The 10,614-nt window shown below is 47.9% G+C and carries 11 protein-coding genes; 6 read left to right on the top strand and 5 right to left on the bottom strand.

Annotated elements, in window-relative coordinates:
* Positions 1-337: 337 nt before the first annotated feature.
* Genes I8U18_RS12390 through I8U18_RS12380 form a run of 3 tightly spaced genes read right to left on the bottom strand, consistent with a single transcriptional unit; the run spans position 338 to position 2,446 of the window.
* Positions 338-1,120: an undecaprenyl-diphosphate phosphatase gene (locus I8U18_RS12390; protein WP_033099564.1), complete on the bottom strand. Its 783-nt coding sequence runs from the start codon at positions 1,118-1,120 to the stop codon at positions 338-340.
* A 26-nt stretch (positions 1,121-1,146) separates the two neighbouring features.
* Positions 1,147-1,575 (bottom strand): TlpA family protein disulfide reductase, encoded by a 429-nt coding sequence (locus I8U18_RS12385; RefSeq protein WP_033099563.1) that lies wholly within the window; start codon positions 1,573-1,575, stop codon positions 1,147-1,149.
* A 19-nt stretch (positions 1,576-1,594) separates the two neighbouring features.
* The gene (locus tag I8U18_RS12380) at positions 1,595-2,446 is read right to left on the bottom strand and encodes an EamA family transporter (RefSeq protein ID WP_033099562.1); all 852 of its coding nucleotides are present in this window, start codon (positions 2,444-2,446) and stop codon (positions 1,595-1,597) included.
* Positions 2,447-2,677: 231 nt separating this feature from the next.
* On the opposite strand from I8U18_RS12380, the gene I8U18_RS12375 reads away from it, so the two are divergent.
* Together I8U18_RS12375 and I8U18_RS12370 are read left to right on the top strand one after the other, a co-directional pair.
* Positions 2,678-3,367, top strand: a complete 690-nt coding sequence (locus tag I8U18_RS12375; RefSeq protein WP_033099561.1) for a hypothetical protein — start codon at positions 2,678-2,680, stop codon at positions 3,365-3,367.
* 16 nt (positions 3,368-3,383) lie between these two features.
* Positions 3,384-3,968 (top strand): DUF1802 family protein, encoded by a 585-nt coding sequence (locus I8U18_RS12370; RefSeq protein ID WP_198059495.1) that lies wholly within the window; start codon positions 3,384-3,386, stop codon positions 3,966-3,968.
* Positions 3,969-4,096: 128 nt separating this feature from the next.
* On the opposite strand, the gene I8U18_RS12365 is transcribed toward I8U18_RS12370, so the two are convergent.
* On the bottom strand, positions 4,097-4,375 hold the full coding sequence (locus tag I8U18_RS12365; protein WP_198056098.1) for a hypothetical protein: 279 nt from the start codon (positions 4,373-4,375) through the stop codon (positions 4,097-4,099).
* 184 nt (positions 4,376-4,559) lie between these two features.
* Between I8U18_RS12365 and I8U18_RS12360 the strand changes: the two genes are divergently transcribed.
* The 3 genes from I8U18_RS12360 to I8U18_RS12350 all read left to right on the top strand — a co-directional run bounded on the left by I8U18_RS12360 (position 4,560) and on the right by I8U18_RS12350 (position 8,191).
* A complete protein-coding gene (locus I8U18_RS12360; RefSeq protein ID WP_033099558.1) occupies positions 4,560-5,546 on the top strand; it encodes an NAD(P)H-quinone oxidoreductase in 987 nt (328 codons plus the stop codon).
* A gap of 131 nt (positions 5,547-5,677) precedes the next feature.
* Positions 5,678-7,462, top strand: a complete 1,785-nt coding sequence (locus tag I8U18_RS12355; RefSeq protein ID WP_198064795.1) for a M3 family oligoendopeptidase — start codon at positions 5,678-5,680, stop codon at positions 7,460-7,462.
* 252 nt (positions 7,463-7,714) lie between these two features.
* Entirely contained in the window at positions 7,715-8,191 is a 477-nt protein-coding gene (locus I8U18_RS12350; protein ID WP_033099556.1) for a CBS domain-containing protein, read from the top strand.
* Positions 8,192-8,339: 148 nt separating this feature from the next.
* On the opposite strand, the gene I8U18_RS12345 is transcribed toward I8U18_RS12350, so the two are convergent.
* Positions 8,340-8,873, bottom strand: coding sequence for a hypothetical protein (locus I8U18_RS12345; RefSeq protein ID WP_033099555.1), 534 nt, complete (start codon positions 8,871-8,873; stop codon positions 8,340-8,342).
* 947 nt (positions 8,874-9,820) lie between these two features.
* Here I8U18_RS12345 and sufC point away from each other — a divergent pair.
* A complete protein-coding gene (gene sufC / locus I8U18_RS12340) occupies positions 9,821-10,609 on the top strand; it encodes a Fe-S cluster assembly ATPase SufC (protein ID WP_033099554.1) in 789 nt (262 codons plus the stop codon).
* Positions 10,610-10,614: the final 5 nt, after the last annotated feature.

The following is a 10,614-nucleotide window of genomic DNA, read 5'->3' as shown; positions in this document are numbered from 1 at the left end:
GGGATGGATCACCTCCTTTCTAAGGAGCTCTTCACAGAGCAAATGAACCGATACTTCTCAGGTCATGCCTTACTCACTCTTTAGTTTTCAGGGAATACGACTTGGACTGCCGGACTCAAAAGTCCGGCAGTTTTTTATATATGTTTGTAAAAATTCTTTTCATTTGCAGGGAGGGTAGTCGATCACATTCTGAAACTCGGATCATGTTGTTTTCTCTCCCTAACGGCTGAGAGGATCGACCGGGTTTTCCAACAAAACAAGCACAGGATTGCTTCCTAGGCTTGGCAATGCTCTCCCTCCATTAAGTGTGATTGGGAAATGCATTTATTCGCAAATATCAAAATGTTCCGGTAAATTGAGCGGATAAGATGACCATTCCCAAAATGAAGACATAAATGGCGAAGCCTTTCAAGGAACCTGTTTTTAAGAGTGAGATCATCCATTTAACCGCGAGATAGCCGAAAATGGCCGAGCAGGCCGTGCCGATCATCAAAGCGCTCAGCGGCAACACTTCCGTTCCGCCTTCCATCAATTTTTTGCCCTGCAGGATCACAGCGCCGGCGATCGAGGGAATGGATAAAAGGAATGAGAAATAGGCGGCGGCCGCTTTGTCAATCCGGCGAAAGAGAGCCGCGGCAATCGTCAAGCCGGACCGGGATAAAGCGGGCATGATGGCCGCCCCTTGAAACAAACCGATGAGAAAGGCATCTCCGAAACTGATCTCCTCCAGGCTCTTCTTCCCTTTATCCTTAAATGTATCGGCCATCCACAACAGGAGACCGGTCGCCAAAAATTCCCAACCGATCGTCATTCCGGTTTGGGCTATCTTTTCAAACCAATCTTCAAACATAAGCCCGATAAAAGCGGTCGGGATCGTTCCGACGACCACCAACAAACTGAGACGGGAGAGCGGCCGGCGGATCATCATCACGATTTCCCGCCGGTAGATGAGAATCACGGCGATCAGCGTTCCCAGATGTAGCATGGTATCGAGAAACAGGCCGGCCTCATCCAGACCAAAGAGATGACGGCCCAAGTAGAGATGGCCGGTGCTGCTGATCGGCAAAAATTCGGTCAGCCCCTGGATGATCCCGAGTATGGCCGCTTCAAACCAGTTCATATTCATCCATCCTGTCAAACCAAGGTTTAAGGTGCGGGTAAAATGTTGCCAATCTCCTTGATTACCGACGTGAACGGGACGGTTTCATCGAAAATTCCATGGATTTCTCCCTTGTTGTTAATCAGGACGCTGCTGGGAACCGATTGCAAACCGTATGCGTCATACGTTTCTCGTCCATTGTCGCGCAAGACGGGAAACTGAAAACCGTTTTGCTCCATAAAGGAAAAGACGCGGTCCGGATTGCTTTCTCTTCCCGAAACGTGAATGGTGAGAAATACGAGTCCCGGATGATTCATCGTTCGATAGAGGATATCTTTCTGAGGCAAGGTTTCTTGGCAGGATGCGCACCAGGTAACCCAAAATTCCAGCCAAATCGCTTTTCCCGCATAGTCGGATAAGCGATGGATTCGCCCGGTCAGGTCGGGCAGGGCAAATGCAGGCGCCAATTTTCCCACGGTGAAGCCTCCTTTCGCATTAACCGATCCGGATCAAAATAAGTCCGACGAATAAGAGGATCAGGGTAAGGATTTGAACGGTCGACAAACGTTCGCGAAAGACCAAAATGGAGAGCAGGGCGACCACAAGGCTGTTGGTGGCAAAGATCGGCGCGACGATGCTGGCCGGACCCGATTCAAGGGCAATCGCATACACTTGCATTCCGGCAAAGGAAAAAATACCGGACATCAATCCCCAGCGCAGCCCTGTTCTTACCGCCGGTTTGTCCAAAGCGGACCGTTTGCGAAAAATCTCCGCAGTAAACCAGACCAGCCCGAAGGCATAGCTGACAAACAGGACGGCCGCATTTGGCAGGTGCCACTCTTCCGTTATTTTCAGTCCGCCATTGCGCAAAAAGAAAAGCACCGTTGCCATCAGGACGAGAGCATACCAGCGGATGTTGCGAATCCGGAGCGATTCATTCGGATCAATCGGTAAAATGGAAACGGCTGCGATGAGCAGCAAAACCCCGGCCGATTCATAAAGACTGAGTTCTTCTCCGTAGAGCAAGAGAGACATGGCCACTGTGAGTACGATGTTGACATTGACCAGCGGAGATGTGAGGCTGGCAGGGCCTGTCTCCAGTGCTTTCATAAACAGCAGGTTCCCCCATGCTGACCCCCATCCGATCACGATTCCGGCCAGGATTGTTTTCAGGGAGAAGGAAACGGCTCCGGTATAAACCATCCACCAAAGAAAGCCAAGTGTACCCGTGCAGTAAAGTCCCCACAAAAGGTGGTTGGTGGAGCCGCGCTGTGCCGAACTCGCCTTCATCATAAAACCGGCCAGCCCAAAGGTGACTGAACTGATGAGTGCCAGGATAAACCACATGGTAAGTTGGACCCTTTCTGCAAATAAAGTGTGATGATAACTTCTTAATCATAACGCCCTTTGTTTGATCCGTCTACTCGGAGGCACCCCCGGGCGAAAGCGCAAGCATTCCCTTTCCATTTATCTTATGTCCGGAATGAGTAAATATTTGTCCAAAAGGTTGTTTGACAAGGATGAAAAGAGAAGTCATGCTAATAATGGAGAACAAGATTCGCTTTTGGAGGAGCAGCGATGAATCAGATTGTGATGGAGGAATTGAAACGGGAAGCGGAAGCCGCTGTAAAACATCGTTTGCCTAGAGATACTTTTCTTGATTTTGCCCATCCGAATAACCGCTTATTGGTCGGTGTCACTTGCCTCCGTGCCGGTTTGCCCGACCTGGCTTATAAGCTTTTTCAATCGATCGCCGAAGAAGGTCCGAATGAGAATCCGAATCAGCATTTTGCCTATGTCCGCAGCCTCGTGGAAATGGCAGAGCTGGATGCCGAGGCTCAAAGATTTAATCAGGCTGCCGAAAAAATGAAAGAGGCTCTGGCCCAGTATCCTGAAACGATGGGCTATATGATGAGCCGGGTTCATTTGGAGGTTTACCTCGCTTATTATCTCTATCAGGCGGGTCAGAAGCAGGAGGCGGTGGAGAAGATAGCCGGGATTGCCGGCCGGGAGCGGGAGAAATTCGCCACCATGCCGCAGCATGACGCCGTGGCATTGGTGGGGCCGGGGCTTTGTTATGCGTTGCACCAATGGGCCCTTTTTTATGCGATGGAGGAAAACTGGGAGCAAGCGGCGCAAAAAGCTGCGGAAATGGTGCCATTTGCCGAACGGGTTGATGAGTCCGGCCTGAAAGAAGCGAAGCAGCTTTTGGAAAGAGGTCGTGCGGAGGACGCTTTCCGGCGTACCATCGATTCGATCAATTATTGAACGAGGAGGAATCGGGATGAGTCGAGCCAACACCCGGATCGCCCTGAAGGAATGGGCGGTCACCGTTGAAGCGCTGGGGGAAGGAAAACAAATCATTGTGATGCGGAAAGGCGGAATCGCCGAAGAAACGCGTCATTTTGAAGTGAGAAGCGACCGTTTCTTTCTTTATCCCGCTTATGAACATCAAAAGGAAGAATTGCTCAAGCCGGAGTACAGGGGAGAGATCGCCAAAACGCTTCAATCGTGGTCACCGGAACAAGAAACGGCGACGATCAAATATTTTGCCGAGTTGCATGAAGATATCGAGGTAATGGATGAAGAAGCGCTGTTTCGCCTGGCACCCTGTCACATTTGGACCAACGATTTTGCTCATGAGCGTTTGAAATGGAAGAAAAAATTGCCGCTTCATCTGCTCTTGCTCCGGGTCTACCGGTTGGATCAGCCGGCCCGGATCCCGATTCGCCCCGAGTATTCGGGATGCAAATCCTGGCATGAAGTTCCGCAGGAATTGGCAGATTGCAGCGGGGAACCGGTGATGAAAGAAGCGGATTTCCTGGCTGAGGTAAACAAGATCAAAGCGCTGTTGGCCGGGCAAAAATAAGTTTTGCAGAATATCCGGAGGTCATGGGTGGACGCACAACCTGCGGGCATTTTCGCAAAAAAAGGTTTCGCCTAAACCAAGAAACCCGGGGATTTTTGATCCACCGGGTTTTCTTTTATCAATTGTATTTACACTTTCGATGTTTTCGCCTGATTTTCAAATTCGAGCAACAACTCATTTAAGGTCATTTCATCTTCCAAATACAACTGAACGAGTTCAAGAAGTAACGTATTTTTTTCTTCAGGTAATTCCAGGATTTGCAATAGTTCATTGAAAGGATCAAAGTCTCGTGACAAAATATGTATGCTATTTGATTTAAACATGCCTTCCAGTTCAATGGTTTTTTTGTAAATATCCCGAATCATACGCAAGATGATGCCAACCAATTGTTTTGTTTGTTGATTCATTCTAGCTCCCTTTCTTTTTATCGGAATGTTATAATCATTAGGTATAATATTATATTTATACTAAGGGATATTATAACAGAGGTATGGTATTTTTTGCATCTGTGTAATGAATTTGTAGAAACGTTTTCAAAATAAAGTTGTTTGATGGCACAGATCCATGAAGGGATGAAAGGGGCTGAAGAGGATGAAAGCAGTATTGGTGGAAAAACCGGGCGGAAGGGAGCAGTTGATGATTGGAGAATATCCGAAGCCGACCCCGGCTGATGATGAATTGTTGGTAAAAGTACATGCCACCGCGCTCAACCGGGCTGATATTTCGCAGCGTGAAGGAAAATACCCTCCTCCGCCGGGTGCGAGCCCGATCCTGGGATTGGAAATGGCGGGAGTGGTCGAAGAAGTGGGGAAAAACTGCGAGGGAGGATGGAAGCCGGGAGATCGCGTTTTTGGTTTGTTGCCGGGCGGCGGCTATGCGCAATACGCGGTGATTCCGGACAAGATGGCCATGCCGGTTCCGGAAGGTTTCACGTTTGAACAGGCCGCAGCCATTCCGGAAGTTTTCTTGACAGCGTACCAATGTCTGTTTTGGGTAGGCAGACTGAAACAGGGGGAGACCGTGCTGATCCATGCCGGCGCCAGCGGGGTAGGAACTGCGGCGATTCAATTGGTCAAGTCGGTCGGTGCCATCCCGCTCGTCACTGTGGGATCAGAGGAAAAACGGAGATTCTGTCTGGATTTGGGGGCTGATCACGCATTCAATTATAAAGAGGGGGAATTTGCCGACAAGGTTTTGGCCGCCACGAAAAACCGAGGTGTTCAGTTGGTGCTTGATTTTGTCGGGGCACCTTACTGGAAGCAAAATCTGCGTGTGTTGGCGATGGATGGGCGTCTCGTTCTGATCAGCATGCTGGGAGGGAGCCGGCTGGATGATGCGTCGCTCGGGCAGGTTCTGGCGAAACGCCTGCAAATTTCCGGAACGACGCTGCGCACCCGCTCCCTGGACTATAAACAGGATCTGACGCGGGAGTTTGCCTCTTTTGCCCTGCCGCGGTTTGTCAGCGGGGAACTCAAGCCGGTGATTGACCGCATTTTTCCATGGGAAGAGGTTCGGGAAGCGCACCGCTACATGGAAGAAAATCGGAATATCGGCAAAATCGTGCTGCGGGTGTTCTGAGCGGAAAAAGAGCCTGGAACAGGGTTTTCAGGCTCTTCATCCCGCTGTTGAAAAAATGTCAATGGATATGATAACAATAGATTAAAGATATTTCTGTCTAGGGTTAAATTTTAGAAAAAAGGGGTTTGGTTATGCCACAACAATATGCGCAGACCTGGGAATTGGATTCGTTATTTGTCGGGGGTAACCGAAGGACCGGGCTCCTGAGCGAAATGAACCGGCTCACTGCGGAAATCCCGGCGCTAAAAACAGCGTTTCAGGAAAGCGCAGAAAAGGAAAAAACAGAACGGGAATGGATCAACCTTTTGGAAAAGGTACAAGATCTTGAAAAAAGGCTGACGGAGGTTTGGTCCTACATTCACTGCTTGCTGGCCCAGGATACCACAGATGAGCAGGCGCTGATCCTGAGCGGAAAAAACGAGCAGTTGTTAGCTGAGTTACAAACGTTAAAGGTCTTGTTGGAAAGCAGGCTGGCGGAAGTGCCGGATGAACTGTTGGAGCGGGTTTGCCAGGATGAGCGAATCAAACCGATTGCGTTTAACCTGTACGAAATGCATGGGCGTGCGCAGGACAGGATGTCCGGGTCCCTTGAAACGCTGGCCAGCTATTTGAGCGTTGACGGTTATCACGCCTGGGGGGAATTGTATAACAGCGTCGTCAGCCGCATACAAATTCCGGTGGAGAAAAATGGGGAAAAGGTAAATCTGTCCGTCAGTCAGGCAGCCAATCAATTATCTCACCCCGATCGTTCCGTCCGCCAGGCAGTGTTTGCCGAATGGGAACGGGCCTGGCAAAAGGAAGCCGGTCTGTTTTCTGCGATTCTCAATCATTTGGCGGGATTTCGCCTGCAATTATACAAGCAGCGGGGCTGGGAAGATGTGTTGCATGAACCCTTGGCGGAGAACCGCATGCGGCGGGAAACGCTGGAAGCGATGTGGAGTGTGGTGGAGGAGAGCAAATCGGTCCTGGGGAACTATTTGCAACGCAAAGCCCGGCTGCTCGGACTGCCCAAGTTGAGTTGGTACGATTTGTCGGCTCCCCTGCCCGGGGAAAACAGGAAGTTCACCTTTGACGAGGCCGCACGCTTTATCATTGATCATTTCGCAGACTTCAGTCCCGATTTGGCCCGGTTTGCCGAGTCGGCCTTTTCCCGGAGATGGATTGAGGCGGAAGACAGGCCGCATAAACGCGCGGGCGGATTTTGCACCTCATTTCCCGTCAGCGGGGAAACGAGGATCTTTATGACCTTTGCCGGGACAACTGATAATCTGTCGACGCTGGCTCATGAACTGGGTCATGCCTATCATGAGCACGTGATCAAAGACCTGCCGATGTTCGCGCAAAACTATGCCATGAACGTAGCTGAAACCGCTTCAACTTTTGCCGAGTTCATCGTTTCTGACGCTGTTTTGAAAAAGGCGCAAACCAAGGAACAGAAAATCGCTTTGCTTGATCAGCGTCTCCGCATTGGAGTCAGTTACTTATGCGACATTCATTCCCGTTTTCTGTTTGAAACGAGGTTTTATGATGCACGTCGTCAGGGATTGGTGCAAGCTGAAGAATTGTGCCGGATCATGGAGGAGGCGCAGAGGGAGAGCTTCCGTGATTTGCTCGCGGAGTACCATCCCCATTTTTGGGCTTCCAAGCTTCATTTCTATGATACGCACTTTCCTTTCTACAATTTTCCGTATACGTTTGGCTTTTTATTCAGTACGGGGATTTATGCGCAGGCCCGGCAAGAGGGGGATGGTTTTGCCCGGCGCTATGTACAGCTGCTGAGGGATACCGGGAGAATGAATGTGGAAGATCTGGCCCGTAAGCATTTGGGCGCTGACTTGACCAAACCCGATTTTTGGCGCAAGGCGGTGGAATTTGCCTTACAGGATGTAAAAGAGTTTTTGCTTTTAACAGAATAGGAGGGAAAGGAGCTGCGGTTCAGGGCGCCAAATCGAATATCCAGGGCGGCAGGAACACCGGCATAAAAATTCCCTTCCGCCCTGGTAAGAATAGGCTAATTTTTAATCTGGTGATTAAAATATTTATATAAATCTTATTGACAGCAAAAAAAGAGGCAGAGTAACATGAGGGAGGGTCAAGGCGAGAAAAATTTTGCGTAGAGAAATTCACTCTGGGTAAACCGATTACCAAGAGTAAGGGAGTTTTTGCGCATGTTAAAACGAGATCAAGCCGGTTATCTTTTTTCGAGGGAGATTACCCCTTTTATCATTCCAAAAGAGAAAGTGGTAGTCGTCGATCCGGATTGGTCCCTTGAACGGGCTTTGTTGGTGCTTACCCGGAAAGCAACGAATTCGGTGCCTGTGATTAATCAAAAAGGTCAAATTGATGGAATTATTAGCAAAACAGATATTTTAGATTTTCTTCTAAAAATGGAAAAAAAGGACACGATTGATTTTTCCCGCCTGGGAAAGCATAAAGTGAAGGATGCGATGGACAAGAATCATTCAGGAATTCTGGCTAATTCGATTTTCTCCTTTGCTTTTGAGGTATTAGTGAACCGATCTTATATTCCGATCATTGATCTCAAAGGTCAATTTGTTGGAATCTTGACGAGAAAAGTGATGATGGAACAAGTGATTGAGTATTTCAAAAAGGAATATATGGAGACGATTGCGGATCAAGTGTGATAAAGCGAAAACCGTCTCAACCTGCCGAGTTGGGACGGTTTTTTCATCTATATTAAACACGATTAAAGTTAAATGCAAACGGAAAAGGATAAACAGGATAGAATAATTTCAGATGACAGAAAGTTTTGCTTCAAGGTGTCTGCGTTGGTCAATTGGATGAAAATAAGTGATCGAGCAACTTTTCCCTGGAGCAATGTTGCAGAAATTGGGTTAGTTCTTCCCAATAACAAGCATCTCTGTGCTTGCCGGTAATCTGCGCGATCAGTTTCATATACTGCAACCAGCCAAAGAGGGTAAAGGGTATGACAGGAAAGGAAAAGTCCTCACGGTATGCGGGAAGCAGATTGGGTTCGATTTTTTGAAAGACGTTGGCGTATATGGCTGATTCAAGTGATTCCGGCAACTTGGGAACGGCCAAGATCAGGGGACGCTGTTTTTTCCAGATGTGGAGAAGCTTTTTTTTCAAAAAACTGTTGAGATAGCGCTCTTGGTCCGCCTTCTGCAAATTCACGCTGAAATAGGTAAATTCCTCTGATACAACCGCATTGTCAAATGAAAAAGGGGCCTGTTTATTGTAGAGTTCATCGTCTTTAACTGTAGAAGGGCGATCGTTTGTGTAGATTCCGATTTTTGGAACAGATGCATGAGGTGCCCCCAAGAGGTAAGGGATATTCTTTTTCATCAGAAACTCCTCCTACAAATACGCTTCTACACGAAAAGTGGCTCGATCGGTGAAATATTTTGTTCAAACATGAGCAATATTATCAAAAAATAAAAAAAGACAACAAAAAAACTCTTTTTTTAAAATGGGAGCAAAACAGATGTTGAGGGAAAATTCTAACGAAGGAGCAAAAAGAAATTTTGTACAAACCTTCTATGAATATTCTGCCTTAAATCCGCTTTAAAAGCAAGTGAAGTTTACAGATTTTTTGTAGAAAATTCCTCGTTCATTTGAGGATTTTTCGTGAACATGGATCTTGATATTTTTTTAAATAAACGATGCAGAAAAGAGAATTCGTTAAGGTAGTTTTGCAATATTATTAAATATACCAATAATTGCATTGTAATATATTGGAATGTCATGGGATTGGCAGAGAAGGACAAGATTCCTTTACTAAATATACTTTCTTTTTGAATAAATTTTTCCACTTATGATGAAAAATTATAAGAAGAATCGCTTGCCGCAGAAAGGGCATCCAGTATTTGCATGGCTTATGTTCCGGCCAACGACCGGATTGCATCTTTCTTCTGAAGCACGTTTGTGTTAGGATTGGGAAAATCAGAGTAACGGAATCTCAGGATCGGACAGCATCTGAACGGATTAGCGCACAAGCCGGGAGTTGAATCCGGGAATAATGGAACGGGAAGAGTAACGGTCCGGCCGGACGGAAAGGAATGACCGCACAACTGTTTCCGGACCGGGTTGAAGAGCAAAGTTCACTTGATATGATAAAAGTTGTGCAGTAAAATGTAATGAGAATCATATGATAATCAATCTAAATAACAAATTGTGTGGAAGCGGCGACCGGATTACCTGACAAGTTGCCGGTTTTCCCCGTATCTCCCTCCGCCAATAAAACCGGATGGTGTTCAGGAGATAAAGGAAAAGACTGATGGAGGAATGAGAAGATGTCGACAGCTCCAAAACTGACGATCAAAGATCTTTGCGTATCCATAGACGGTCAAGAGATTTTGAAAGGGGTCAATCTTGAAGTAAAGGGCGGAGAAGTGCACGCCATCATGGGCCCGAACGGAACCGGTAAAAGTACGCTCGCATCTTCGCTGATGGGACATCCGCGTTATGAAGTGACCAAAGGGGAAGTCACGCTTGACGGACAGGATGTGTTGGAGATGGGAGTGGATGAGCGCGCGCGGGCCGGTTTGTTTTTGGCCATGCAGTATCCGGCTGAAGTGAGCGGTGTGACCAACTCCGACTTTTTGCGCAGTGCGATCAATGCCAAACGCGGGGAAGGGAATGAAATCTCCCTGATGAAGTTCATCCGCGAATTGGATAAAAAGATGGAACTGCTGGAGATGGACGAAAAATTCGCCACCCGCTACTTGAACGAAGGATTTTCCGGCGGGGAGAAAAAACGGAACGAAATTCTGCAGATGATGATGCTGCAACCGCGAATTGCCATTCTCGATGAAATTGACTCGGGACTTGACATCGATGCGCTCAAAGTGGTGGCCAAAGGGGTCAACTCCATGCTGAGCCCGGATTTGGGTGTTTTGATCATTACCCACTATCAGCGCCTGTTGAACTACATTAAACCCGATTACGTACATGTCTTCATGCAAGGCCGCATCGTAAAATCCGGCGGTCCGGAACTGGCAGAGCGTTTGGAAGCGGAAGGTTACGACTGGGTGAAGGAAGAGCTGGGCATCGAAGATGAAACTGTTGGCCAAAGGGTGTAAGGGTG

Origin of the sequence: Thermoactinomyces sp. CICC 10522, from assembly GCF_016055075.1 — a bacterium.
Lineage (GTDB): Bacteria > Bacillota > Bacilli > Thermoactinomycetales > Thermoactinomycetaceae > Thermoactinomyces_A > Thermoactinomyces_A daqus.
This window is presented reverse-complemented; position numbering and strand designations above follow the sequence as displayed.

Bases quoted from the DNA above. Each gene is read 5' to 3' on its own strand.
- I8U18_RS12390 (WP_033099564.1), bottom strand. From the start codon at position 1,120: ATGAACTGGTTTGAAGCGGCCATACTCGGGATCATCCAGGGGCTGACC.
- I8U18_RS12380 (WP_033099562.1), bottom strand. From the start codon at position 2,446: ATGTGGTTTATCCTGGCACTCATCAGTTCAGTCACCTTTGGGCTGGCC.
- I8U18_RS12375 (WP_033099561.1), top strand. From the start codon at position 2,678: ATGAATCAGATTGTGATGGAGGAATTGAAACGGGAAGCGGAAGCCGCT.
- I8U18_RS12370 (WP_198059495.1), top strand. From the start codon at position 3,384: ATGAGTCGAGCCAACACCCGGATCGCCCTGAAGGAATGGGCGGTCACC.
- I8U18_RS12365 (WP_198056098.1), bottom strand. From the start codon at position 4,375: ATGAATCAACAAACAAAACAATTGGTTGGCATCATCTTGCGTATGATT.
- I8U18_RS12360 (WP_033099558.1), top strand. From the start codon at position 4,560: ATGAAAGCAGTATTGGTGGAAAAACCGGGCGGAAGGGAGCAGTTGATG.
- I8U18_RS12355 (WP_198064795.1), top strand. From the start codon at position 5,678: ATGCCACAACAATATGCGCAGACCTGGGAATTGGATTCGTTATTTGTC.
- I8U18_RS12350 (WP_033099556.1), top strand. From the start codon at position 7,715: ATGTTAAAACGAGATCAAGCCGGTTATCTTTTTTCGAGGGAGATTACC.
- I8U18_RS12345 (WP_033099555.1), bottom strand. From the start codon at position 8,873: ATGAAAAAGAATATCCCTTACCTCTTGGGGGCACCTCATGCATCTGTT.
- sufC (WP_033099554.1), top strand. From the start codon at position 9,821: ATGTCGACAGCTCCAAAACTGACGATCAAAGATCTTTGCGTATCCATA.